We start from the raw sequence: 26,359 nt of genomic DNA on the forward strand, positions 1-26,359 counted from the left end.
CTGGTATTCAGGCAGCCCGTTTTTTATTGACGAAAGGCGGTTTACAGATCGCCTTTTTTTATTTCATCCACGGCAAAATCACAGGCTCGCGCAGTGAGGGCCATGTAGGTGAGCGAAGGGTTCTGATTCGCGGAAGACGTCATGCAGCTGCCGTCTGTAACGAATACGTTGCGGACATCGTGCAACTGGTTCCATTTGTTGAGCACCGACGTTTTCGGGTCGCGCCCCATGCGGGCGGTTCCCATTTCATGAACGCATTCTCCGCCGATGTAGTTATAATCAAAAGACTGTATTTCCTTAAACCCGCTTTTCTCCAGCATTTCGGCCGCGCTGTCGCGCATGTCTTTGCGCATATGCTTTTCGTTGTCCTTGATTTCGAACTGCACCCTTACGAGCGGCAGGCCCCATTTATCGCGTTCCGTATCGTGCAGGGTGATGCGGTTATCGGCATAAGGCAAAGTTTCGCCCCATGCGCTCATCCACATCGCCCATTTCCCGGGCGCCGTGAGTTGCTGCTTGAATTCCTTTCCATAACCGTCAACATTGGCGTGATCATTCCAGGCTTCGCGTTCAGCATAGCCCTGGTATCCGAATCCGCGCACATAATCGCTGCGGCGGGTCTGTTCGTTTACATTGCGGAAACGGGGAATATAGATACCAACCGGGCGGCGCCCTTTATAGTAAATATCGTTCCACCCGTCGATCGTGCCCATTGCGCCCACTTTGAAATGGTGATCCATGAGATGACGGCCAACGAGATCCAGGTTGTTCCCCATTCCCTGCGGGAATTCAGGGGATTTGGATTGCAACAGGATAGAAGCCGTGGCGATGGTGGATGCATTCAGGAAAATGATACGGGCAAAAAACTCAGTTGTTTCTTTCGTTTCCGCATCTATAACGCGTACACCGGTAGCCCGTTTACTTTCTTTATTATACAACACTTCACTTACCACGCTAAACGGCCTGATAGTGAGGTTCCCGGTAGCCATGGCGGCAGGCAAAGTCGACGAGTTACTGCTGAAATAGCCGCCGAACGGGCAGCCGCGCGCGCAAAGATTACGGAACTGGCAGGGGCCGCGATTCGTAAACCCACGGGTTAAATTGGCTACCCGCCCGATCGTCAGCAACCGGTCTTTAAATTTTGTCCGGAGCTGTTCCTGTAGGTGCTCTTCAACACAGTTCAGGTCCATCGGGGGCAGGAATTCGCCATCGGGGAGATGGGCCAGCCCTTCGGATTGGCCGCTCACGCCAACGAAACGCTCCACATGATCGTACCAGGGCGCAATATCCTTGTACCTAACCGGCCAGTCCACGCCATCCCCGTCTTTGGCATTGGCTTCGAAATCGAGGTCGCTGAGCCGGTAACATTGCCGGCCCCAGGTAAGCGACCGGCCGCCTACGTGATATCCCCGGATCCAGCTGAAAGGCGTATCCTGGATATAGGGATGCTCTTTGTCGCGAACGAAGAAATGTTTGGTGCTTTCGTCGTACGCTGCGCTTTGCACGGGATCTTCGTCCCGGTCGGTACTAAGGTTGAGGAGGCGGTGCGGAAACTCCCAGGGATGCTTGGTGGCGGTAGGATAGTCCCTGACATGTTCCACATTGCGGCCTCTTTCGAGAAGTAAAACTTTCAGCCCTTTTTCGCATAGTTCCTTGGCAGCCCAACCTCCGCTGATGCCTGATCCGACAACAATGGCATCGTAGGTATGCTGCGATACAGCCTTGGTGTTGAGGTTCATAATTAAAAATAGAAAAAAGTCCGGTATTGCTACCGGACTTTATATTAACACTTGTTTTTACAGGTTAATGCTTGATAACTTTAACACTCTTGCCGTTGTTCTTATCGTCTGTAACGCTAATTACATACAAGCCGGGTTTCAGTGTTTCAAGCTGGGTGAGGTTGATCTTATGCGTACCCTGGCCGAATTCGCCCAGAACCCTCGCCTGCACCAGTCTTCCGGACATATCGAACACCCTGGCCGTCAGGCGCTTCGGCGTGCCGTTGGCTTTCACCTCCAGGTTGATGTACTGCATGAACGGATTCGGGTAAGCGATCAGCTCGATTTTGTTTTCGTCCGCTTTTTCCATTGTAGCGAGTTTGTCCGTGTTGCCGGATTCCCTGCCCACAGCCTGTACGCCGGGTGCGCGGAATTGCTGTGTAGCAGGCGGGATCACGTCCAGGCCGCTGGGAGCGGTGCCGGTTGCATTGTAGCCATGGATAACGAGGGCGCCGAGGTATCCGAACGTCGAGCTGTTGCCCAGGCTCACTTCAATCACTACTTCACCGTTTTCGTCCGGAACGATGTTTTCCAGTTGAACAGTCTGAGAAGTGTTGTAGGAGCAGTTAAGGGTTACAAATTTACCATTGACTGCGTATACGGTTGTACGGTCTCCGCCACCATCTCTGCTGCCGAAGAATACGAAGGTATAAGCCTGAGACTGGTTCAATCCCTGGATACGCATCTTGGCTTTAACACCCAGGTCGAGCCACCAGGAACTGCGGATCACGTTATCGGGATACACGCCGGAGTTGTTGCCGGTAACCATGCCTGAGGGGTTTTCGCCGCTGAAGTTCTGGATGATGGTGTAGCTGATGCCGGCGTTGTTGCCGCCGTCGTTCACCAGGTTATATGTGGCGTTTTCCACCGGTACGTTGTTCGCATTGTTCCAGGGGGCCGGAGCAGGATTATCCCTGTTGAAGTTCACGAAGATGCTGTACGCGAATGTTGCGCCCTGTGCTACGTTGCTGTAGGGAGACTGAGTGGTGCCGGTAATAGCCCGTACTTTATAGTAGTAGCTGGTATTGGCGGCAAGGCCATTGTCCTGGTAAGTTACCGCATTGGCTGCAGTTGTGCCAACCAGTGCATAAGTACCGTTCTCTGCCGAAGCTCTCCATACCTGGTACCCGGTTTCGATCATGGAATTATCGTCCCAGGTTACCGTCATCTGGTTCTTGCTCTTACCGAAGGCTTTCAGCGTGCTGGGAGCGATCGGGGTAGTGGTTTCGTTGTAGTACTGGATCACCAGGGCATTGATAACTGCCTCGAGGGAAGCGCCGTTGCGTTGAACGGTGAATTCGAGTTCCCCGCTGGCATTGGCCGACAAACCATTGATCCGCACGGAGTTCTGCGTATTGTTTGCCGTATTAAGCGTAACGGTCTGGCCGCCTGCGCTATAGTCGGTATAACGGCCATCTACGTCCGCCCTGCTGCCAAAGAACACGAGGTTGTATTTCCTGTTGACGGGCAGATTGGAAATCCTGATCCTGCGCGGCAGGCCCGAAGATTCGTAATATGCCGTGCGCATAACTGCATCCGGGTAAATACCGGTTTCATTACCGGTTACGGCGCCTGCGGCGTTTTCGCCTGTAAACTGGTCAATAACGCGGATCGTGATGCCGGTTGCAACACCGTCTTCCCCAACCAGGTTGGTGATGCCGAAGTTGTTGTGCGGGAATCCGTTGAAGTTATTCCACGGTGCGGCGGCAGGGCTGCTGTTATTGAAGTTTACATAGATGGAGGCAACTGATTTGTCTTTTACCACGATGGTGAAAGTACGTTCCGTGCTTCCGCCTTTATTGTCGCTGGCTTTTACTACGATATCCTTGTAGGTACCGATATGCGCGCTTCCGGGCGTCAGGGCAATCGTACCGGTGCCGTTGCCATTGTCTGTAAGCACGGCAAATGCGGGCAGGCCTGTTGCGGTAAGCGTAAGCACATCGCCTGCGTCATCCGAAGCGGTGAGGGCGATATTGGTAACATCATCCGTCTTCATCGACACCGGAGCGATAGCGGCGAGTACGGGGTTCTTGTTGGAGATGAGCACACTTACGGTATCCGTGTAAGCGGACGCACCATAAGCATTTGCAGCACGGAGCGTATAGTAATACTGCGTACCTGCGTTCACGGTGGCGTCCGAGTAAGTGATCACGTTTGCGCCAAGCGTCTGCAGGAGCGTAAACGGCTCTTCAAGAGAAGTTCCGCGGTACAGTTCATACGACGTTTCATTGAATGCAACGTCTTTCCAGGTCAGTTTGACATTGTTGTTGGTAACAACGGCAGCCAGTTCGCTGGGGCTGGAAGGCGGCAATTGAATGTCGTAAGCCACTTCAATCACCATGGCATTCAGGTAGGAGTAGGCAGATCCGGCACCGGCGGTGAGATCCAGCAGTACTTCGCCATTCGCATCCGGCACCACATTCAGCAACCTTACCGTATTGGCCGAGTTGTTGGCGGCGTTGAGCGAAACGCTGTTTCCATTGATGGTGTAGATGGAAGTCCTGTTATCGCTCACACTGCCACGGCTTCCGAAGAACGTGAAGTTATACTTGAAGCTGGAACCGTAGGTAAGACCGGAAATTTTTATGGTCTGTTTCTGGGTGCCGCTCCAGTAAGCCGAACGCATAACGTTGTCGGGGTACACGCCGGAATTGTTATTGGTTACGGCGCCGAGGTTATTGCTGCCGTTTCCAAGATCCTGCCACCTGGTTAAGATGGTCAGTGCAATGGGCGTGGTTGCAAGGGTCGAATCCTTCAGGTTCGCGAACACATCGTTGAGCGCCGGTTGCTTGCTGGTATTATTCCAGTAACCGGTTCCTACCGCGTTGGCGGAGCCGTCTGTGAAGTTGATGTAAACCATTTTGTTCGGGTTGACATCTTTCACGATGATATTGAAGGTTTTAATATCGATGCCTTCCCTTCCGTCAGATACATTCACGGTTACAGTGTAAGTACCTGCATCCAGGAGCGTCGGGTTGAGCTGCACAGATGCGCTGTTGCCATTCGGAGTGAAAGTGGCGAATGCAGGCAATCCTGTAACATCCCAGGTAAGTACGTCCGTCGCGTTTTCGTCGGAGGCCGTGATACTGAATTGCTGGCTGGCATTCTCATTCACCGTAACATCGGTGATGGGAGCGATTACCGGCACAAAGTTGTCACTCACCGTAAGGTTGAATGTTTGTACCGCTACGCCGCTGTTTCCGTCAGCAGCCCTGATTTCAATATTGGCGTATACGCCCTGGTCGCTGTTGGAAGGATTGAACACGAGCGTACCCGTGCCGTTTCCATTGTCGGTCAGCGCACCGAATGCGGGAAGGTTGGTAGCCGAAAGCACAAGTGCCTCACCGTCTGCATCAGTTGCGCTGACGGGGATGGACAATTGCGTTCCATAACGCATGGAGCGGTTGGAGATGGCCGCCAGTTCAGGCGCGGTATTCAGCGTTACTGCATTGATTTCATTGGAATAGCCGCTGGTGCCGCCTTCGTTTTTGCCGCGTACTTTATAATAGTAACGGGTATTGGCGAAAAGCGCCGAATCCGTATAGGTAGCCTGGGCCGTTGCGTTTGCGGCCAGGGTGGCTACCAATGTGAAATTGGAATTATCGGTGATGGAGCGGTACACCTGGTAAGCTGTTTCATTGCTGGCGTTATCGTTCCAGGTGAGCTGGATCTTCGAGCCGGACAATGCGTTTGCCGCCAGTGTGGTAGGCGCCGCAGGCGCGCCGGGAAGGGCCAGGGTGGTAGCCCTGTTGCGATTGTCTACGTAAGCGCTGGCCGGGATCTGTTGTTTCGAAATCCCTGCACTGGTAGCCTGCCAGCTAACCGTCAGCGCCGAAGAACCCGTATTGTCGAAATAGGTGACATAAATGGGATACGTTCCGGCTGTCAGGGTTTTGGTGCCGGATTTTTCCACCGTGCTGCTGCGCGTGCCATTGTTTTCTACCACCAGGTTGGCGGCAGCCATTCCGCCGATATACAACCTGCTGCCGTCGTTGGAGCTGGTATAGAAAGTATATGTGGCATTGGCGGGTACCGTGATATAGCCTTCATACCTAACGGCCCAGTTGTCGGCACGCGGTGTCACGCTCAGGTTCACAGTAGTGAGAACGCCGGTTTTTAACGGTGTCAACGCGTTGAAATCGGGCAGCGTGGTGAATGTCCCGAAGGTGCCTGACGCTTCGTAGTAGCTGTAGAACACACTGTTGCCTGCCAGTTTATGGAAACCGGAATTGCCATTCTGGTTCACCGCCTTCACTTTATAGTAGTAGGTGGTCTGAGGCGCCAGGGCGCTGTCTTTCAAAGTCGTGACGTTCGCACCGGTTGCACCAATGATCGTGTAGGTACCGGCGGCGGAGGTGGAGCGGTATACTTCGAAACCAGTTTCATTATTGCTATTGTCCACCCACGATACGTTAATGGAATTGTAGCTGGCGGCAGCTGCCGTCACATCCGTAGGTGCGGCCGGCGGATTGCTGCCTGCGGGAGGCGCAGTGGGGGAGAGGAAGGATGAGGGTATTTCTTCCCGCGCCGTAACACCGTGTGCGGTGTTCTTCCAGAAAATCTTCATCGTTGCGTTTCCGCCTGCTTCGAAGAAGGTAGCCGCGATCGGGTATACGCCTGCCGCGAGGTAGATAGTACCTTCCTTGTACTGAGCGCCGTGAGCGCCGTCGTTATTGACAAGTGCTGTTTTGGTATGGCCATACGTCATATTCACGTACAGCTTGCTGCCATCGTCGGAATATGTTTCGAACGTATAGTTGCCGCTTACAGGAATGCGGATGAAGCCTTCCCAAAGGAACCCGAAGTTGTCTGCCCGGTTGGCCACAGAAATATCAGTAGTCCCGGAAATGCCGGTCTTGATGATGGTCTGGTTGGCAAAGTTGGGGAGCGTTGACCAGGTGCCCTGATAATATTTGTAATTCAGGCCTGAAACGATCGCCGTGCCGTTTGCCTGGTTGCTGGCGGGAGACGAATTGCCGGCGAGGTCGCGGGCTTTTACGGTGAACGAGTAAGACTGGCCGGCAACAAGGTTAAGCGCCGTGAAGCTGAGCACGTCCCCGTTAACCGTATAGGATTTAAGGCCGTTGATATAAATGTCGTATTTCACTACACCCACTTCGTCTGTTGCCGCGTCCCATTTAATGGAGATCTGGCTGGCAGTGCTGCCGGTAACGATGAGGTTGCCGGGTGCAGCGGGAGGTATATTGTCGGTCTGGGTTTTGCCGCTGGCTTCGTTGCTGGACGCTGACGCTGCGGTATTATTCACCGCACGGACGATATAATAATAAGACGTATTGGCGGCGAGCCCGTTATCAGTATATGTTTGAGCGTTTGCGGCAGTTATGGCAATCAACTGATAGGTTCCTCCGGCAGACGATGCCCTGTAAATTTCATACCCGGTTTCATTGTATTGCGGGTTGGGTTTGTCTGTCCAGTTCAGCTGCAGTTCAGTCTTGGAAAGATCTGTAACCGTCAGCCCGCTGGCGGGTTCGGGTTTGTTGGCGCCATTGGCATTGATCACTTCGAAGGGAACGGAGAAATCGCTGGAGCAGCCAAATTGTTCCGTCACTTTTACGGTATAGGTACCGGGAGTGGTAGCGTCATAGGTATTGGCGCTTCCGATAATGGCGGGGTCGTTGGTGCGTTTCCACTGATAGGAAGCATAACCGGCCGGAACCTGCAGGGTTACTTTATTCAGCCCGTCGGGAGCAGGAAGTACTTTACTCATCAGCCCGGAAACGGTGATAGGAGGCGGTATGGTGGCGCCTTTCAGTTTTACGACCACCGGGATCGGCGACCAAACAGACCACGTTGTTCCTCTCTTGATGCGTGCGTCATAAGTACCGGTAGACGTTACCTGGATGGTATTGGAAGTGGCACCAGGAATAATGTCACCGTCTTTTCTCCATTCATAACCGTCGAATCCGGCGGTAAGCCCAACGGTCAATGAAATGGGATCACCGGGGCAGAATTCCGTTCTTCCCGAAAGCGGCCAGGGGTTGGCTTTGTGCGCCCTGCTCATGAAAGGGAAAAAGTCGGCCTCGTTCCAGGCGCTTCCCCAGATACCATGCCCGCCGGCATAGATGGACAGTTTCATATTGGCACCGGCGGCGGAAGCGATATTGTAAACGCCCTGGGCAATGCCCGGGGCAGGATTGGGATCTGATGCTCCCTGGAACCACCAGATAGGCGTCCATTTATATGTCTCCACGCTATTGGCCAGGTCGCTGTAAGCAGCGCTGATAGGGCCGATAGCGGCAACATCCTTCGGAAAACGGAGCAGGAACTCCCAGGTGGATACACCACCTCCGGACAGCCCCTCGGCAGTGATCCTGTTTACGTCCACATTGATCTGCGACGCAAAGAAGTTGTGTATCAGCTCGCGGATACCATCATAGTAAGAAGTACCGAAATAACCGGATTGGTTTTGGGGATATAACAGGAATCCGTCGTAAGCTCCGCTGTTGACCATCTGCATATGCTTCTGGGCACCATGATAAAGCTGGAATTCGTTGTCGAACTCAGTTCCCTTTTCGCCGATACCGTGGAAGAACACGATAAGCGGGTACTTCTTCGCACCGGAAGGGTCGTAATTGGCGGGGAACTTCAACCGGAATGCCATGCCCTTATAGTAATAGGCCTTGAACTGGTCGGTATTCCAGCCAAGGTTCCGGTTGGTACGTACCCATTTTCCGATACTTCCCCAGGCAGGGTATGCGGGGGGAGATGCCGGGTTGTATGTCACAACCGGATCGTTGGGGTCCAACACTTGCGCATTAGCGTTCTTTACTCCGAAAAGGAGTATGAAAACAAGTAGGTGGTAGAAATATTTCATGTGAGGTAGATTGGCTCTAATAAACTATTTGGTTGCATACAAACATGCACATGTCTTTCAACCGGACGTGCCGGATCATATTATTAAAGCTTTTCCAGGAATGGGGTCAAAAATATTACGCGAGATTGCGGTTGGTTCTTACATCGGTATGGTAAAAATATTACCTATAAGAGGATTACAATGTAAGTTATAAAGAATTATTCACTTCAAATACAGAATTCCGTAAAAGCGACAAATTGATCAGTAAATGGCGGGTTTCAGTCGATTAATGATTTCCCGCTATCACATGCTACAAAATTACACTGTATTAATTTATAACATATTTCATCCGCGTACGCGGACCATGCAAAATATTGCCGATAAAGGAATACCGGATAAACAAATGATAGGTACCAATCCCGAAGCCGGCCGTAATAAGCAGCACCAGGAAAAAACGAAGCGGCCCGGGAACGGCGGATTGCAAAAACAGGATTTGAAGGCCTGCTACCACACCCAGGTGTACCAGGTACAACCAGTACGCTGCATCAGAAATGTACCTCACCGTATCGTTGGGACGGTTCATATATTTCAGGAAAAAGCCCATGCCGCCGAAAGTGAGCAGCATCGTTTGCAGGGCGGAGCCGGCTTTAACAATGCCCAACGGCAACGTCAAACCCGCCGGCAGCACCGTTACTATAAACAAACCCAGCGCTATCACCACCCCGGTAACCAACAGCGGGCCGGTACGTTTTGCAATCAGTTCGAGCTGCCCCGCATTCTTATGTATGTAATAGCCGATTACGAAAAACAAGCCGTAATACAGCAGGTGGGAAATTTTCGGGAAGATACCGGTGGATACTTCCACCACAGGCCCTTCGAAGAATGCCAGCTGAATACCGGCAAGTACGAGCACGGCCAGCATCAGCTGCGGAGCCCTTCCGAAGTTAAACGTCAATTTCAACCATGCCGCGGGAACCAGCCGCTGCACGCTCTTGTGGAGGAAGAGCAGCATACCGGCATAAAAAATCAGCAGGTAGTACAGGAACCACAAATGCGCCATTCCGTTCCAGCGCAACAATTGAGTGCGGAAAAGCGCCCGGGCCTCTTCATACGCAAAAGGTTCGGCTATGAAGTATTTATAATAGAGGAAAGGGGCGATGGTAAAGGGAAGAATGAAGACCAGGCTGCCGGCAAACGGCACCGCAATCCGCTTTATCCTGTGGACAATAAACTTTCTTTCGCCGATTTTCAGATAGAGCATCCTGGCGAAAAAGCCGGCTACCAGGTAGAAAAGCTGCATGCGGAATGCATGTATCAACCAATAGCTGCCATCATACCAGTAGGAATGAAAGGCATCGTCCGCCGGCCAGGTCGGATTCGGAAAAACCTTGTAGGCGATCGCGGCATGCAGCACGATGCCAAGCAACATCGCCATGGCGCGCAACGCGTCCAGCCCGTATATTCTTTTATCGTCCTGAATTGTCACCTTGTAATGTTATTAAGACTTAGACAATACTACGTTTGGCCTTATCCCACATGGCAGACTGGCTTTTCGAAATAAACCGCGCAAAGCCCTGGAAAACGGCCACGTTCATAAACACGAAGTAAAAAGGTATATAGAACAGGCGGCTTTTAGTTTGCTTAAGGGCCTGCAGGTAGCCGGTCAGGGCCATCCCATAAAAAAGTACCTGCCCGATTAACACCAGTGAATAAAAAAACGGCGCCCCGGCGATGACCAGCACAAAGTTGCAAAGGAGGAGAACCGGCATGCTCAGCGGGCAAAGCGTCCACCGCAGCACCCGGTGGGATATATACTGGAACGACAGGAGCGGGTATTTGAAAACGTTCAGCAATTCGCTGAGCAGCAAAATCGACTGAAAACCTCCCGCGCTGATGCGTACTTTCCGTTTATGTTCTTCCGTGATGGAAAATGATGGCGCTTCCATCGCATATGCATCGGGAGCATACGCAATACGGTAGCCTTTTATGTTAATGCGGAGGGAAATGACAAAATCATCCAGGATGACTTTCTCCTCCACGGGCTGGTACAGTTCCGTTCTGACAGAGAATAATTCCCCGGCGGCGCCTACAACGGAATATAGCTCGGCGTCCAGTTTCTTGAGGAAAGATTCATATTTCCAGTAAATGCCCTCCGTACCGGCCGCGTTGGCATCCCCTTGCGGAATTACTCTTTTTTCTCCGGCTACGCCTCCGGTTAGGGGATCAGCATAGTGTTTTACAATGTTGCGGACCGCCTGGTCGTTCAGGAGGGTGTTGGCATCGCAGAAAATCACGAATGGTGTTTGCACGTATTTCATCGCCCGGTTGAGAGCGGCCGTTTTACCCGCGCGCTGGGATTCGTGCAGCAGCCGATACGGGGCGATTCCCGGATAATGTCAGGCGTGCCGTCGTCGGACCCGTCGGTGATGAAAATAATGGCCAGTTTGTCTTCCGGGTAGTCCAGCGCCAGGCAGTTGCCGATTTTCTCCCGGATAAAATCCGCTTCGTTGTACGCCGCAACCAATAAAGTTACGGCGGGGGTATAGTCTTGCTGCGTATCGGCTTTTTTTGAAAAGGCGCGTTTGATACGTGTCAATATGACCAGCAGTATCCCGTATCCCAGGTAATTGTAAAACAGGATAAAGAGACTAATGTAAAACAGGATGTAAAAAAAGGCCATATCGGTATTTTTTAGCTTGTGGCCCAGCTTTTCTGCCCGGCCGCCAATGGAATCCTGCCACGGTAAACGCCGGGCAAATAATCGTACTGGAGGCCGCGTGTAGCGCCTTGGCGGGAAGTGCAGTAGCTGATGACCGTATACTTTTTCAGGGTCTGGAAAAAGGCGGGGCCGATGAGTTTGTTCATGGCTTTATCGCGCAGGCTTTTCCCGGTGCGGTCGCGGATTTCAAAATGTGCGGTCACGGCATCTTTTTCTGTCTCGCTGCAATCCATGTAGGGTTTCCCGAACCGGGAGCGGGCGTAATCTTGCACATCGGCGAGCCCGGTCAGAAAACGGTTCTGCGCGTTGCGGGGCGTGCATTCCCTGACAAGGCGGATGATCATCTCGCCTGCGCCTGCGCTTTTGGCGCCGGGCGTATCTGTTTCGGGGATGATCGTTTCGGCCAGTTCTTCGATCATTGGCTTGAATCCGTCCAGTTCTTCAAGTGCGGGTTTACGATAGTATCTGAACCAGGTAAAGCCCGCGCCGGCCGCCAATCCGGCGCCGCTGAGCAACAGCAGGCGCCCTATGGCTTTGCGTCTGTTCATTTGGTTCTCGGTTTGATTGCGTATGTTTTCTTATACTGAATTAGCCATTCATAAATATTCATACCATTCTCACGATACTTCGGGGTGTAGAACGAGCTCCAGCAACAGTGGGCGCCGGGGTACAGGGTGAGCTTGGTCAGCCCTTTTCCGTACCTGGCGGTACTATCCATATTGCGGCGGATGTTTTCCCTGAAATAATCGTCCTGCGTACCTACAAAATACCAGGTATGAATATTATTGTCGGCCACCAGTTTGAACCGCTTTTCATAAGGCGGATCCAGGCTGGCGGGCGACATGGTAACACATGCTGCGATACGGGCACTCAGCTCCCTGTCATGCGTCTTGGCCGATTCTACCGACCATCCGCCGGCGCTGTAGCCGGTCAGATAAATCCGGGTCGTATCAACCGGGTATCGCCTGATGATATCGCTCAGCATGGCGTTAACGTTCTGGGGAGGGGTCGACCAGCCTTCTTCCAGCGGCGCCACTACGATGAATTTATATAGCTTTCCGTCTGCTTTGCTGACGGCTTCTATTTTCTTCCCTAGTTTGATCTGTTTGGCAACGCCTTCCCGGAAAATCTTTGCAGGGTCTGTACCGGCAATGCTTTTGCCATGAAAGGCCATGAGCAGGGGATATCTTTCTCCCGGTTTCATGTCTTCCGGCAAATAAATCAATGCCTGCCTGGTCTGCCACTGCGTCACCCTGATTTCTATCTTTTTCATCGGTGCATACGGCCCATCCTGTAGTGCTGTAGTCAGCGTCATCACCAACGCCAGCACATTGCCTAACATCATAATCGGACGATTGTGGTTTAAGAAGAATAACGGTGGATTACAGCATGAGCATCACCTGCTCCAGGGTAGTGCCGACCATACCTTCCAGTTTGAGTTTGGCCTGGCGAAGGTCTTTCTCCAACATTACTTTCTTCGCCATCTCAGCATTGTAGAGGCGGTATGATTCTTTGTACATCTGCAGCGGCATGGTATCGTCCCCGGCGCGGAATTTCTCTTCCGCCTGGGTATGCTGCTGGAGGGCGTCTTCCAGCACGGGCAGGTGCAGCTCGAACAATTGCTTCGCGGCAGCATATTCCTCGTACTGCTGGAGTACGAGCGCCTTTGCACTCAGTGCTTCACCCTGTTCCTGCGTTTCGAGGAGTTTTTTCTCGGCGCGGGTCCGTTTTACATCATTGGGGATCTTGATCAGGTTGCCGATCGGCAGCAACACGCCAAAGTTGTAACGGGGATAGAATGTCTGGAAATTGGCATTGCCGTTATTGTTTCCCTTGATGGTGAATTCGTTCAGGTTGCCTGCTGCGGTAAAGTGGTTCAGCCATTGAGATCCTGCGATGTTGGTTTCGTATTTGTTGATCTGTTTGCGCACTGCGTATTGCTGCATATCAGGATGGGTCATTGCCAGCTCCACCAGCTTGGCTTTGAAACGTGCAACCGTAGACGGGTCGGCAGGAAGCTTTAATAGTACGGATGTATCCTTCTTCTGTACCTGTGCCTGCGTGGTAAAGGTGAGTGCAAGAGCAACAACGACCAAGGAAATACATTTCATGTTCATAAATTTAAGTGTATAAGTATTTTATTTTCAGTAGTATAGCAGTAAACGCATTGAGCATGATGGCAGATTCCACCAGCGTGGATGCGTCCTGCGTGTATTGGGCCAAAGACATTTCAAAGACGGCGGCTGCTATGCCGATCATCAATAGTTTATCCAGTTCGTTCCTTAGTTTGAAAAAGTTGCTGACTGCGATCTGGATGAGGAAATAAAAATTCGCTACCATAAGGATAAGCCCGAGCCAGCCGGTTTCCAGTACGCCGCGGAGGTACCCGTTATCGGTCTGTAAATTGGCCAGCGGGTGCCCCCGGTGGAAAATCAGCGCATTGCCGCCGGTGGTCATCACACCGCCGCCGAAAGGGTGGGAGTAGATATATGGCTGCGCCACGGCTCGGTTCCGGTCGCGCACATTCACCGATTCATCCTGCTTCCCGAGAAAAGCCGTACGCACCCGGATGATGGTAGGGTTGCCGTGGAATGGACCGAACAGGATTACCATCGCCACGAAACCAAAACCCATGGCAACCAGGATTGTATTCCGCTTCTGCAGGTTCGCGATAAAAAACAACATAAGGCCTACCGGCAACATCACATATCCAGTACGGGTGCCGGAATAGCCCAGCGCCAGCAAGTGAAATATAATCACGAGCAGTAAGACGGCTTTCTTCGGCAGGCTCATGGTTTTGATACTGGCCGTCATCAGGATCAGGCAGATCACGATATTGCAGGCCATGATGATCCCGAAAGCCGCCGCATCCGACATGAAGGAAAATATACGGATGCCGGAAAGAATGATCGTCGTATTGAACAGCTTCGGGTACTTGGCCATATACGCCTTTTCAAAAGGCATGAGCCCGAACCACTGCTGCATGCAGGCATACAGCGCCGCTGCGGTACACAGCGCGATCCAGAATTTGAAGAACGTATGCACGTCTTTCATGTTGTTGAATACGTTCAGCGCCAGCAACAGGAAAAGCACGTTCCGCATGATCACCCGCATGAAAATCGCCCAGCCGGTGGGATTGAAGCCATAAGGATTCGCAACCTGCAGAATGATCACCAGCAAATACAGATAGGTGGTAACCAGCAGCGGGTCTTTCAGGAAATTCACTTTCCTGAAGGTAGGATCTCCGCGGGTCAGCAGGCAACCCAGCAACGCACAGAGCAGCAATCCGTCCATCACCACACCCGTACTCATCTCCGAACCGGACAGCCGCTCCAGCATAGGCAATATCATGGTGATGCCTATGTAGATGTAAAAGCCAAGTTTGTAATACATTACGCACAGGATGCAGGTAGACAGCCCCAATATCCCCACAACCACCATCACGGACAGTTTGTAGTCGGAAGCGGCAATGTATGCAATAGCCGGAATTAACAGGAGCCAGAGCAGGACAATCAGCCAGGTGCGTTTATTTTTATCTAGTGCGAACATTTCTTAACCAAAAACCGTTTTAAGCGCCAGGAACAGCAGCACTGCTGCTACAAAAAGCATGAGAAGCGTCTTATGCAAAGCTTCGCTGATAATTTTCTTTTCCACTTTCTTCCTCATAAGGCGAACATATTATTGACCGGCATTTTCTTCCCGCCGTTCTTGGGTGTTGCTTCCTTAAAGGGACCTTTAAACATATATTCCATACCCACACGCTGCATCAACCGGTAAACAACGATCGAGAGGTAAATCCCCGAGACTACGAGAATAAATGCGCTGAGCGGAACATTTGCCGTAACACCGATCTGGATTAGCAACATACGTAACAGGAATACGATACTGACGTGCAACAGGTAGATATAAAGCGAATAATGCCCGATCGTTCTCAGGAAACCCAGTTTCCCGTGCTTCCCAAGCAACATGGAAGCCATAATCACCACTATACCGCCTACAATCGCAAGCACCGAAAAGAGGTAAATGTTCATGTCCTGGTGCTGCATGCAGTAATACTGTACCCCGACAAACACCGGCAGGAGCACCAATAATCCCGGGAGGGAGGCCAGGCGCTCCTGGATATTTTCCCGGAAGAAATAAGGCGCAGCGATATGGCCGCAGGCAAAATAAATGTAGTAGACCAGGATGTCGGTAATTGTGCTGATATCCCCGGCAAAGTCTTTAAGCCCCAGGAAAACGACCCCGATCGCCAGCTGCATCCATGGGCGGAGCTTCAGCACCTTGTCTGCAAACAAATAGAGGACAGACACATTAAATAACGCCAGCAGGTACCATAGCTGCAGCATACTTCGCGGATGTATCAATATGTCCACAAAATTGCCGATCCCCCTTTTCGCGTTTGTATATTCTGAAAAAAGCAGCTGCAGCGTTAACTGCAGGACTGCCCACAACAGGTAGGGATAAAGCAGGGTGTTGACTTTCGAAAGCAGGAAATTATCGGCTCCCTTGCGCTGAACGCTGCCGGCGAAGAAAAGTCCCGATAAAAAGAAGAAAAGCGGCATCCGGAATCCATAGAGCAACTCATTGGCGTCCATAAGCGCGGGTGTGATTTCAATGCCACGGTAAAGCAGGCCATAAATCACATGACGGTAAACAACAAATATGATGGCGATACCCTTGGCGTAGTCTACCCACGGATATCTGCCCGCCCTGGGGGCGGATAGTGAGAAAATGGAGCGAAATGTTTCATTTGTCGTTTTCATTTTTTTGGGTGGGGTTAAATCATAATTCGAGGAAATCGTCATGGATGTTGTTCAGCACGGCGCCCAGGAACTTGCTGTCCAGGGAATGCAGGAACTCGATAGAATCTTTATCATTCTGTTTCAGGGTAGCATTGGAATTGAAAATCGCGATCACCCCTTCCGCATACTTTTCCAGCTCCTTGCTGTCTGTATAATCGTTCAGGGGAGCGCCTTCCATGAGAATAAAGTCGTAGTGCTTCTTCAGATCGGGCAGGTAGTTCAGGAGGTGGTTGGCAGGCAGGATCTCCGTAGGCGTGTAATCGCCGCCCTTGCAACCGATCACCTCGATATTGTCGATGGAATAGGTAGTTACCAGTTCCCTCACTTTTTCGTAGGCGAACGCTTCCCGGGAAATAGAAAAGGATTCCAGTGTTGGCTTCGCGTCCAGCGCGACCGTGAGGTCGTTGTTGCAGAAGTTGGTGTCTATAACGAGCACTTTCTTGTTGCTGAGGCTCAGGCTGTAGGCCACTGCCTGCACCAGCGTGGTTTTGCCCTGCTGGGATTCCGTACTGGTGAAAAGGAAGATCGATTTTCCGCTTTTCTCCATTTCGAAACGGAGTTTCCGCAGCAGTTCCCGGAAACTGTTCTGTCGTTTTCGCACCGCTTTGGTATCGTCGATATTGGCCTGCAATACTTCCAGGATACTGAATTTGTGCAGGTCGGCATGGTTCACCGTGGCGATGAGCTTCAGGTCTACGCTCTTCAGGAAGTTGGACGGCGACTTGATGCTGGTATCGAACAGTTCTTTGAAAATGATGCCGAGGGAAGTGAGGAAGAATACTGCCATGCCGGTCATGCCCATGATGATCGCGCGTTTGGAGGATTCGGGTTTGATAGCCGGTTGCCCTTTCAGCGTTTGGCGGAAGTTGTCGGTGGGCACGGTGCGGTTGTCGATCGCGGAGTTCATTTTCTCCTTGAGGCGGTTGTATTCATCCTGCGCCAGCTGTACTTCCTGCTGGAGCGTGCTTACGGTGGCTTCTTTGTTGGCGTAAGATCCCAGTGAGCCTTTCAGCGAACGGATCTTCTGTTCCAGCGTGGCGATGTTCTGGCGGGAGGCGCTGATATCGGCTTCCAGGGTAATTTTGCGCTGGATGAGCTCTTCCTTCGTTACCACGGTGCTGGGGCCGCCGGTGCTGGAGGTAGGCAGCGCAGATTCGGCCTGTTGCAGTTGCTTGCGGAGGGCTTTGATCTTTTCTTCCACTTCTTCGGAGGTAGTGCCGGTCCGCAGCTTTTCATCGTTGAGGCGGTTGATTTCCTTCCGGATCGAAACAACGTTTGCGTTGGCGTTGGCGGAACCGTAAGTCACCTTGCCCGTTCCGGCAGCGGCTATCTGGGTGGTGAGGGAACCCAGGGTGGAGGTCATGATATTGAGGCTTGAGCGCTCGTCCAGCAATGCTTTTTCCAGCTGGCTGATCAGCCCCAGTTCCGAACCGCTGGCGGCTTCGATATTAAGAACGCCTTCAGAAGTTTTATACATGCGCAGCGCTTCCACCTTGGCATCCAGTTCCGTTTTCTTCTGGTTCACCAGTTCGGCGAACGTTTCCACGTTTTCCACGGTGCGTTCGGAACGCAGGCTGCGATAATAGCGGATGAATTCGCTGTACAGCGTGTTTACCACGAAGGCCGACTGCTCGGGGTTTTCTGAACGGTATGCAATGTCGATATAATCGGTGCGGGCCACACGGTTTACGTTCAGCATCTTGCGGATAGCTTCATAATCGTATTTGCAAAGCTTCATGAACTCCTGCACTTTGCGCTCATCCGGATCATAGGAAGACAGCATCTGCAGGGAATCCAGTTTCTCCCGGCAGATCCGCATGGCCGCTTCGCGGTTGAAGGCGAGGTATTCTTTCGACTTCAGGTCCTGTTCCTTCAACACAACAAATGGCTTGGGGCCAGACAGGTCATGCAATAACAATTTATAAGACAGCAGGCTGATCACGAGGGGCGACGTCATCGTCTGCATGGCATTTTCAAACTTGACGTCGGCTTCAAATATATTATTGCCTTCGTCACGAAGCGTGATCTGGTCTTTAATGGTAAATCCGGTGGAAATCTGGGCAGTAGATGAATACAATCGGGGCCGGCCCATTGTGAAAAAGAATGCGGCGGCGATCGCGAAAATCGTTCCGCCAATGATCCACCATTTCTTTTTCAGCAACGCCTTTATGAAATATATTATGTCCATATCAATTATATTTTTTCATTAACTATCACAGCTTAAAAAAGCCGGTAAAAACCGGATATTCAAACTTGCGAAAGTTTCGATTTATGAGGAGCGCAACGCCCGAAAGCATGTACTTCCGGCAATGCACAACTTTTCCGCCTTGTCAAATTCAAAGGAATGGTAAAAATAACTGGCCCACGACGGGCGCTGAGGTTTTGCGAAGGAACAGGTTAAACAACGAAAAAATTCAAGTATAAGGGGAGCCGGCATATCGGGAGAACGTTGACATGTCTCTTTCCGGGAAGCGAATTTGCTTCTTCGGTATATCCGGTTTTTTTTGCAATATTATGGTGCATCTCCCTAATAACATAATTTTTTCTGGGAAATCATGATTTCCCTTCGTGAACGCCGGAATTCGATCTGTGAAATCGGGGAATGCAGTATTAAGCGAAATTAAAATACGTCTCCAGCGATACGATTCCAATGATCATACCTACCGCATAACGCGCTATTTTTGAATGATTTATTTCTTCCGCAGGCCATAAAACCAGGATCAGAAACGGTACGATCTGCGCGATATAGCGGGAGCTGAAAAGATGGGTAACTGCGAAATTGGAGCACAATAACAGGCCGATTAAAAAGATCAGGAACACTTTAAAAGGTGTTGCAACATATCTTTTCAACCAGATGAGCATGCATACCATAAAGTAGATGGCCAGCACGCACAGGAAGGGGGAAATCAGGAAAGGATAGAGGCGCATGAAGAAGCCGGGCATGATCTTCTCAAGCCCTTTGTTCAGCGGGGCATAGGTAAAATGCAGTACGAACAGGTTCAGCGCCAGGCATACCAGGTAACCGCCCGCCATCCAGTACAACGTTTTCCTGTTAAACACAAACCAGCGCGGCGCCAGGATCAGGGTGATCAATGCCGCGTAACCAAAACCGAGCAGCCCGTGCCATATGCTGAAGCCATGGCTGATGTAAGCCTGCGCCGGAGGCGTGAAGCCTTTCCATATCAGGAATACCGGCAGGCAACATGCCAGCGCCACCACTCCATATATTATTATTGTTACAACACGTAAATAATCTTTCCGCAGCAGGTACATGAGCGCCATGACGCCGCCTGCCGGTAACAGTACGAGGAAAGGAGCACGGCCAAGGATGCCCAGGCCGGCCAGTGCGCCGGCGAGTAAACCGAGGCCAAGCGCTGGCCAGGTACGGTCCGTCTTCAGCGCGAACCATAATACTACTACCGAAGCAAAACTGAAAAACAGGCTGGGTATCTCGGTAAGCGCCATGCCGGACACTTGCCAAACCACAGGAGCCGCCAGCACACAGAGCGAAACGGCCCAGGCCTTCTTCATATCCGCCTGCCAGATCTGCCGCAACAACAGGGCGAGCAGCACAATTATAGCACCGAGGAAAAATACGTTTACCAGGCGCACACCGGGTACATCCAGCCCCGTGAAGGGCAGGAGCGCCGTATGTACAAACTGGTACAATGGGCCGGGGGCCTGGTCTTTCATCTCCAGCAGAAAATCCCTGCTGAGCCCGGTCTCCTGGTACAACGCCACGTTATGCAGAAAGTAAGGCTCATCGTGCAGCGGCGGCTGACGGTGCATCAACGTTATAATAAATAAAACCAGGAAACCAGCGATGCCGGCAGCCAGTAATACAGGTTGAGGGCGGAAAAGTCGCTTCATAATGGAAACGAAGGTATTTAATAATGAAAAGGGATGGGGCGTTGGCAGCAACATAGGTAATTGGCCTGCACCGCAAACAAGGACTAAGGTAGGCAAAAATAGGACGAACGTTCCAACATTCAATGTTCATTTTTACGCTTTTACCGGAAAAAAAATGCCTTTCGCCAAAAAAAGTGGGAGAGAAGCAGAACGTGTAATAATTTTACCCCCGTTGAGAATGGTTAATGTGAAAAAATTAATCATATCGACATATTAGGAATTCAGAATTATATTGTAGATTTGACTTAATTAACCATTGTAGATTTTAACCTGACCTCCTCACCAGTATCCCCTGAAAAGCTTCAAAAAGATAATTTTACTGCCAGATCCGATCTAAAACCTTCTGACGCTATTTGCATTGCGTAGAGCTTTGGAATAGTACTTTGACAAACTTTAAAGAAAGAAGGTATGAAAAAGAAAGTAATGATAATTGATGATAGCGCGCCGATCAGAATGCTGTTGGAAGTGATGTTTAAAAGAGAATACGATGTCGTAACCGCGCAGGATGGCCTCGCCGCAATGGCCTGGCTCTCACAGGGGAATATGGTCGACCTTATTGTAACCGACCTGGCTATGCCCAATATCAACGGATGGGAACTCGTGGAATACCTGTCCGAAAGCCACCTCTACAAAAACATCCCGGTAGTGGTATTGAGCGGCAGCCTCAACGATCAGTCTGAATCCGTGACCCGACTTTACCTGAACGTTTTCGATGTTATCAGAAAACCCTTCAATCCCATCGAACTGCTGGAACGCGTGAAAGTGATACTGGACAAACAACAACTGCAGGTTGTTGCCTGAGTACATCCGTAGCAATGTTTATTACCCTGAATATTTCAACCGAATAGCATGAACATGAGTACACCCGTAATTGTGGCACCCCTGAATACGGCAAAACAAAATGCTGCTAAAAATGTGAATGAGGCAATAGCCCAGTCTGACCCGCGACTGGTGCTTCTCCTGGGTTACCGCCCCGCTACCGCCGCAGGCTCCGCCAGCGGCAAGATGCAACAGGTAAACAATACGCTGGACGCACAGGTACAGGTACTGCAACTGCTGAACCGCGACCGCATCGTACCCTCGGCGATTATCGTACACCAATCCGCCCTGCAGGCTGATGACTGCGTATCCTGGAGCCGCTTCTTTGAACTGCACACCATCTTCCGCACCATTCCCTTCTTCCTGCTCGTCGACGTGCCGGGCGAAAGCGAACAGGCATTCGTGAAGAAACATGCTTTCATCGATGAACTGGTAACACCCGCCTGCATGCAGCAACGCCTCGTTTCAAAAATCAACTTTGTAAAGAAACTGAAACGGCTGCAAAACGTTCCCGGCATCACCGTGCCGCCCGTCAGGGAAGTAAAGAAGAAAAGCCCGGTAGACGCCGTGCTGAAACGCAGCCTCGATATCGTTGCCTCTTCCGTAGGCCTCCTGGTGGCGAGCCCCTTCATGCTGATCATCGCAGCGATGATCCGGATGGAATCCAAAGGGCCGATTTTCTATGCATCGCCCCGCGCAGGCCGCAACTACCGCGTATTTAAATTCTATAAGTTCAGGACCATGGTCCCGGATGCAGATAAGCAGCTGGACAAGCTGAAACACATGAACCAGTACGACACCAACGGTAACGGACCTACTTTTATCAAGGTGTCGAACGACCCGCGCATCACCCGCCTCGGCAACTTCCTCCGCAACAGCAGCCTCGACGAGCTGCCGCAGCTGCTGAACGTACTCCGCGGCGACATGTCGCTGGTAGGCAACCGCCCCCTGCCGCTTTATGAAGCCACTACGCTCACAACCGACGACTGGGCGGAACGCTTCCTGGCTCCCGCCGGCATCACCGGGCTCTGGCAGATCAGCAAGCGCGGCAAAAAAGAAATGTCGGTCGAAGAACGCATCAACCTCGACATCGATTATGCCGGCAAGCATAATTTCATGTACGATATGTGGCTCATCGTGAATACGCCGTTTGCGCTTATTCAAAAAGACAATGTATAATGATCCTCCTTATTGAGATATTTTTACTTACCTACTTAACCGGATGCGTACTGTACAACCTCTTTTTCTCGATCGCCGGGAAATGTGTTGCCCGCCGGCCGTCTCCCCAACCCGAAACAGACGCTCCCGCCAAAGTCGCCATCCTGGTTCCCGCCTATAAGGAAGATGCCGTCATCCTTTCCGTGGCCCGCAGTTATGCGGAACTGGACTACCCGAAACAGTCGTACGACGTTTGGGTGATCGCGGACTCCCTCCAGCCGGAAACCCTCCGGTTGCTGGAAGCGGCGCAGGTGCATGTACTGCCGGTTTCGTTCGACAAAAGCACAAAGGCCAAATCCCTGAACGCAGCCCTTGCCCATATCGGCGAAGGCTACGAACTGGTGCTCATCAGCGATGCAGACAACGTGCTGGCCCCCGATTTCCTCACCAAAGTGAACCAGGCATACCGCCAGGGGCACCATGCCATACAGGCGCAAAGGGTGGCCAAGAACATCGAGACGCCCTTCGCCGTGCTTGATACGGCAAACGAAATCATCGCCAATCACATCTACCGCAAAGGAAGCAATGCAGTGGGTTTATCTTCCTCCGTGATCGGGTCGGGCATGGTTTTCCATTACCCGCTCATCAAATCGGTCATGGAGAACATCGACGCCACCGGCGGGTTCGACAAGGTGCTGCAGTTGGAAGTCGTATCCCGCGGGCATCGCATCCATTACCTGGAAGACGCGCTCATTTTCGACGAAAAGGTCGAGAACTCCGCCGCGTTCAGCAATCAGCGCAGGAGATGGATCTCCAGCCAGTTCCTGTATTTCAGGCAATTCTGGAAACCCGGGCTGCAAAATTTGCTGAAAGGAAATTTCGACTATTTCAACCTTGCCTTTTGCCATAATCTCATGCTGCCACGGATGTTGCTGATCGCAGCAATTGTGTTCCTGGCAGCATGTTCCCTTGTTTTCGGCAGTTTCCTTACGATCCCGCTGTGGTGCTGGGGCGCGCTGTTTCTCCTGAATATGGTGAGCCTCGCGTTGCCCCTGCCGGCGCTCTTTTACCGCCGTTATATGCTGACGGCCATGCTGAGCCTGCCGAAGGCCATGTGGATGATGGTGATGATCCTCTTCCGGATCAAAGGCGCCAACAAGAGCTTTATCCATACACAGCACCATAAAACTGACATCAACAACCCCTTGCTGAATGTTGCCAGAAAAAACTGAATATAATCCCCTCGTGTCCATCGTTACGGTGAACTACAACAACGCCGCCGTAACGGCCGACCTGTTGCGTTCCCTCGCGGGCAACAGCTACCGGAATATCGAGGTGATCGTAGTCGACAATGCGTCCGTTGAGCAACCCAAAGCCATACTGGAAGCGGCCTATCCCGCGGTGAAAGTGATCCTGAACAGCGAGAACATGGGCTTTGCGGGTGGCAACAACGTAGGTATCAATGCAGCGTCCGGCGAATTCCTGTTCCTGGTCAACAACGACACGGAGTTTACCGACGGCCTGATCGAGGGATTGCTGGATATTTTCCGGCAATATCCCGAAGCCGGCATCGCCTGCCCCAAATTCCATTACTTCTTTCATAAAGGAACGATCGAATATGCGGGCTACCAGGCGGTGGATATCATGACCGGCCGCAATAGCATGATTGGTTGCAAAGAGCAGGACAACGGGCAGTACGACGAAATCAAAGAAACCAATTACGCGCACGGCGGCGCCATGATGATCAGCCGGGAAGCCCTCGAAAAAGTGGGCCTCATGCCGGAAGTGTACTTCCTGTATTACGAAGAATTCGATTGGTGCGAAATGTTCAAACGGAAAGGATACAAGGTGTATTATCAGTACAAATCACTGATCTATCACAAAGAATCGATGTCCACCGGCAAGAACAGCCCCCTGAAAACATATTACATTACCCGTAACAGGCTGCTGTTTATGAGAAGGAACATCAGCCTTCCGCGGCGGCTGGTATTTATGGCCTATTTTTCCCTACTGACAATCCCCAAAAACACCCTGACCTTTCTAGGCCGCCGCGAAATGGTGCACCTGAAGGCGTTCTGGCGCGGTGTTTTCTGGAATATCCGAAATTTTAAAAAAAGCAACGATTATGTGTGGAATAGCAGGATTTATTGATTTTTCCGGAAAATCCACCCAGGATGTACTGGAACGCATGACAGACGTCCTGGAGCATCGCGGACCCAACGACGCGGGGTATGAGTGCTTCCGGATCGGCGACACCGTAGCGGGCCTCGGCCAGCGCCGGCTTTCCATCATCGACCTCTCCAGCTCGGGCCACCAGCCTATGCATTTCGGGCAATTCAGCATTATTTTCAACGGCGAAGTATACAATTACAGGGAAATCCGCAAAGAACTGGAATCGGACGGCTATGATTTCGTTTCCGGTTCCGATACGGAAGTTTTGCTGAAAGGATATGCCTGCTGGGGCGAAAAAGTACTCGACCGCTGTATCGGCATGTTCGCCTTCGTCATCATCGACAAGGAGAAACAGGAAGCGTTCATCTGCCGCGACCGGGCCGGCGTGAAACCGCTTTATTTCTATTGGAAAGACGGCCTGCTGCTTTTCGCGTCCGAACTGAAGAGCTTCCACCAGCACCCCCGTTTCCAGAAGGAGATCGATCCCAACAGCGTTTCGCTGTTCCTGCAGTATAGCTATATCCCTGCACCGTACACCGTATTCAGGCATACGCGCAAATTGCTGCCGGGCCATTACCTGCGCCTGGACCTCCGCAACGGCGAACCCGAGGAAATCACCTACTGGGATGTGCTCGAGGCTTATCGCAAGCCAGCCGTGAAAATGTCGGAGAAGGAAGTGATTACGCATACGCATGCGCTCATGAAAAGCGCATATCAATACCGCATGGTGGCCGACGTGCCGGTGGGCGTTTTCCTGAGCGGCGGATACGACAGCGCCAGCGTGGCCGCTATCCTGCAGTCGGGTTCCGCCAACCGGATCAAAACGTTCACCATCGGTTATAAGGAACGGGCATGGGATGAATCCGCCGAAGCCCGCAAAATCGCCCGCCACCTGGGAACCGACCATAACGAATGGATCATCGGGCCGGACGATGCCAAAGACGTGCTGGAACATCTGCCCGATATTTACGATGAGCCCTTCGCCGACAACTCCACCGTTCCCACCACGCTGGTCAGCCGCCTGGCCGCCAAACAGGTGAAAGTGGCTTTGTCCGCCGACGGGGGCGACGAACTGTTCGCCGGCTATAACAAGTTCAACCAGGCCATTAAATACACGAGCCAGCTGCCGCGGAGCCTGCAAACGATTATCAGCCGCACGATGGGGCTGATTCCGCCCGATAACATCCCGTATTTCTCCAAACAATACAACTTCGCTTCGCGGTACGAAAAGATGAAGCTCATCTGGGCCGCCGGCAAACCGCAGCAGGCGCTGAAATATATCAGCCAATACCTGACGGAAAGCGAAGCGTCGCATTATATGGGCGTGAAAACGGATCGCTATAAAACCAATTTCGACCTGAACGGCGAGCTGAACAATATCGGCGAATCGCTGAATAAGCTGCTGGCTATCGACTACCGCACTTTCCTGGTCGACAATAACCTGGTGAAAGTGGACCGCGCTACGATGAGCGTGAGCATCGAAGGCCGCGAGCCCATGCTGGACCACCGGCTGGTAGAGTTCCTGGCCACCGTGCCCGCCGCTTTGAAGACCAAAGACAATATCAACAAATACATCCTTAAATCGATCATTCACGAATACATCTCGAAATCGATGATGGACAGGCCCAAACGGCCGTTCATAGCGCCTTTGCAGGAATGGTTCCGGGATGAGCTGAGGGAGCAGATGCAATATTACCTGTCGGAAGAACGGCTGAACAAAACCGGCCTTTTCAACGGCGCGCATGTGCAGCAACTGCTGAAACGCTACCTCGACGGCGGCAAGGTAAGCCACCAGAAATTATGGAATATCCTGGTATTCCAGTTATGGTATGACCGATGGATGGAAAAGCTGTAAAATGGAAGCTACACGAAAAATAAGAGTGCTGCAAGCCATCCGCCAGGGCAAGATCGGGGGAGGGGAGAGCCATGTGCTCGACCTGGTGAGATCTTTGGACCGCTCCCGATTTGAGCCGGTGGTGCTTTCCTTCACGGACGGGCCGATGGTAAGCCTGCTGCAAAACATGGACGTTCCCGTATTCGTTATCGGCAGCGAAAAAGCGTTCGATATCAGCGTGTGGAAGAAGGTTCGCGCATTAATGATCCAGGAGCGGATAGATATCGTGCACGTGCACGGCACGCGGGCCAATACCAATGTGATGTGGGCCGCCCGCCGGCTGCGCATCCCGCT

The 26,359-nt window shown here is 51.8% G+C and carries 16 protein-coding genes and 1 pseudogene; 6 read left to right on the forward strand and 11 right to left on the reverse strand.

Annotated features, from left to right (window positions below; translation table 11 throughout):
- Positions 1-41 precede the first annotated feature (41 nt).
- The 11 genes and pseudogenes from Q0510_RS14690 to Q0510_RS14740 all read right to left on the reverse strand — a co-directional run bounded on the left by Q0510_RS14690 (position 42) and on the right by Q0510_RS14740 (position 19,983).
- On the reverse strand, positions 42-1,739 hold the full coding sequence (locus Q0510_RS14690) for a GMC family oxidoreductase (RefSeq protein WP_298713226.1): 1,698 nt from the start codon (positions 1,737-1,739) through the stop codon (positions 42-44).
- A 64-nt stretch (positions 1,740-1,803) separates the two neighbouring features.
- Positions 1,804-8,613 carry a fibronectin type III domain-containing protein gene (locus Q0510_RS14695; RefSeq protein ID WP_298713229.1) on the reverse strand — a complete coding sequence of 2,270 codons (6,810 nt, stop codon included), beginning with the start codon at positions 8,611-8,613 and terminating at the stop codon, positions 1,804-1,806.
- Between the two features lie 307 nt (positions 8,614-8,920).
- Positions 8,921-10,078, reverse strand: a complete 1,158-nt coding sequence (locus Q0510_RS14700; protein ID WP_298713232.1) for an acyltransferase family protein — start codon at positions 10,076-10,078, stop codon at positions 8,921-8,923.
- A gap of 19 nt (positions 10,079-10,097) precedes the next feature.
- Positions 10,098-11,272: pseudogene (locus Q0510_RS14705) on the reverse strand (glycosyltransferase family 2 protein).
- 11 nt (positions 11,273-11,283) lie between these two features.
- On the reverse strand, positions 11,284-11,859 hold the full coding sequence (locus Q0510_RS14710) for a gluconate 2-dehydrogenase subunit 3 family protein (protein WP_298713235.1): 576 nt from the start codon (positions 11,857-11,859) through the stop codon (positions 11,284-11,286).
- Positions 11,856-12,656, reverse strand: a complete 801-nt coding sequence (locus tag Q0510_RS14715) for a hypothetical protein (RefSeq protein WP_298713238.1) — start codon at positions 12,654-12,656, stop codon at positions 11,856-11,858. Before Q0510_RS14715 ends, Q0510_RS14710 begins: the two co-directional genes overlap by 4 nt.
- A 37-nt stretch (positions 12,657-12,693) precedes the next feature.
- Positions 12,694-13,422: a TolC family protein gene (locus tag Q0510_RS14720; protein WP_298713240.1), complete on the reverse strand. Its 729-nt coding sequence runs from the start codon at positions 13,420-13,422 to the stop codon at positions 12,694-12,696.
- 10 nt (positions 13,423-13,432) lie between these two features.
- A complete protein-coding gene (locus Q0510_RS14725) occupies positions 13,433-14,860 on the reverse strand; it encodes an O-antigen ligase (protein WP_298713242.1) in 1,428 nt (475 codons plus the stop codon).
- Between the two features lie 113 nt (positions 14,861-14,973).
- Positions 14,974-16,074: an acyltransferase gene (locus tag Q0510_RS14730; protein WP_298713245.1), complete on the reverse strand. Its 1,101-nt coding sequence runs from the start codon at positions 16,072-16,074 to the stop codon at positions 14,974-14,976.
- A gap of 19 nt (positions 16,075-16,093) precedes the next feature.
- Complete coding sequence (locus tag Q0510_RS14735) at positions 16,094-18,301, reverse strand: AAA family ATPase (RefSeq protein ID WP_298713247.1); 2,208 nt, start codon at positions 18,299-18,301, stop codon at positions 16,094-16,096.
- 422 nt (positions 18,302-18,723) lie between these two features.
- Positions 18,724-19,983, reverse strand: a complete 1,260-nt coding sequence (locus Q0510_RS14740) for a hypothetical protein (protein WP_298713249.1) — start codon at positions 19,981-19,983, stop codon at positions 18,724-18,726.
- Positions 19,984-20,430: 447 nt separating this feature from the next.
- Here Q0510_RS14740 and Q0510_RS14745 point away from each other — a divergent pair, with 447 nt between their 5' ends.
- From Q0510_RS14745 to Q0510_RS14770, 6 genes are all read left to right on the forward strand, one after another.
- A complete protein-coding gene (locus Q0510_RS14745; protein ID WP_298713252.1) occupies positions 20,431-20,823 on the forward strand; it encodes a response regulator in 393 nt (130 codons plus the stop codon).
- 114 nt (positions 20,824-20,937) lie between these two features.
- On the forward strand, positions 20,938-22,020 hold the full coding sequence (locus Q0510_RS14750) for a sugar transferase (RefSeq protein WP_298713254.1): 1,083 nt from the start codon (positions 20,938-20,940) through the stop codon (positions 22,018-22,020).
- On the forward strand, positions 22,020-23,231 hold the full coding sequence (locus Q0510_RS14755; protein WP_298713257.1) for a glycosyltransferase family 2 protein: 1,212 nt from the start codon (positions 22,020-22,022) through the stop codon (positions 23,229-23,231). Before Q0510_RS14750 ends, Q0510_RS14755 begins: the two co-directional genes overlap by 1 nt.
- On the forward strand, positions 23,212-24,150 hold the full coding sequence (locus Q0510_RS14760; protein ID WP_298713259.1) for a glycosyltransferase family 2 protein: 939 nt from the start codon (positions 23,212-23,214) through the stop codon (positions 24,148-24,150). Before Q0510_RS14755 ends, Q0510_RS14760 begins: the two co-directional genes overlap by 20 nt.
- A complete protein-coding gene (gene asnB / locus Q0510_RS14765; RefSeq protein ID WP_298713262.1) occupies positions 24,125-26,026 on the forward strand; it encodes an asparagine synthase (glutamine-hydrolyzing) in 1,902 nt (633 codons plus the stop codon). Before Q0510_RS14760 ends, asnB begins: the two co-directional genes overlap by 26 nt.
- A 1-nt stretch (position 26,027) precedes the next feature.
- Positions 26,028-26,359, forward strand: a 332-nt coding sequence (locus tag Q0510_RS14770) for a glycosyltransferase (protein WP_298713265.1), incomplete at its 3' end; no start/stop codon positions are given.

Origin of the sequence: uncultured Chitinophaga sp. (assembly GCF_937874145.1) — a bacterium.
Classification (GTDB): domain Bacteria; phylum Bacteroidota; class Bacteroidia; order Chitinophagales; family Chitinophagaceae; genus Chitinophaga.

Coding starts and splice junctions, on each gene's coding strand:
- Q0510_RS14755 (WP_298713257.1), top strand. CDS start 22,020: ATGATCCTCCTTATTGAGATATTTTTACTTACCTACTTAACCGGATGC.
- Q0510_RS14735 (WP_298713247.1), bottom strand. CDS start 18,301: ATGGACATAATATATTTCATAAAGGCGTTGCTGAAAAAGAAATGGTGG.
- Q0510_RS14715 (WP_298713238.1), bottom strand. CDS start 12,656: ATGATGTTAGGCAATGTGCTGGCGTTGGTGATGACGCTGACTACAGCA.
- Q0510_RS14725 (WP_298713242.1), bottom strand. CDS start 14,860: ATGTTCGCACTAGATAAAAATAAACGCACCTGGCTGATTGTCCTGCTC.
- Q0510_RS14740 (WP_298713249.1), bottom strand. CDS start 19,983: ATGAAGCGACTTTTCCGCCCTCAACCTGTATTACTGGCTGCCGGCATC.
- Q0510_RS14760 (WP_298713259.1), top strand. CDS start 23,212: ATGTTGCCAGAAAAAACTGAATATAATCCCCTCGTGTCCATCGTTACG.
- Q0510_RS14690 (WP_298713226.1), bottom strand. CDS start 1,739: ATGAACCTCAACACCAAGGCTGTATCGCAGCATACCTACGATGCCATT.
- Q0510_RS14720 (WP_298713240.1), bottom strand. CDS start 13,422: ATGAAATGTATTTCCTTGGTCGTTGTTGCTCTTGCACTCACCTTTACC.
- Q0510_RS14710 (WP_298713235.1), bottom strand. CDS start 11,859: ATGAACAGACGCAAAGCCATAGGGCGCCTGCTGTTGCTCAGCGGCGCC.
- Q0510_RS14745 (WP_298713252.1), top strand. CDS start 20,431: ATGAAAAAGAAAGTAATGATAATTGATGATAGCGCGCCGATCAGAATG.
- Q0510_RS14730 (WP_298713245.1), bottom strand. CDS start 16,074: ATGAAAACGACAAATGAAACATTTCGCTCCATTTTCTCACTATCCGCC.
- Q0510_RS14695 (WP_298713229.1), bottom strand. CDS start 8,613: ATGAAATATTTCTACCACCTACTTGTTTTCATACTCCTTTTCGGAGTA.
- asnB (WP_298713262.1), top strand. CDS start 24,125: ATGTGTGGAATAGCAGGATTTATTGATTTTTCCGGAAAATCCACCCAG.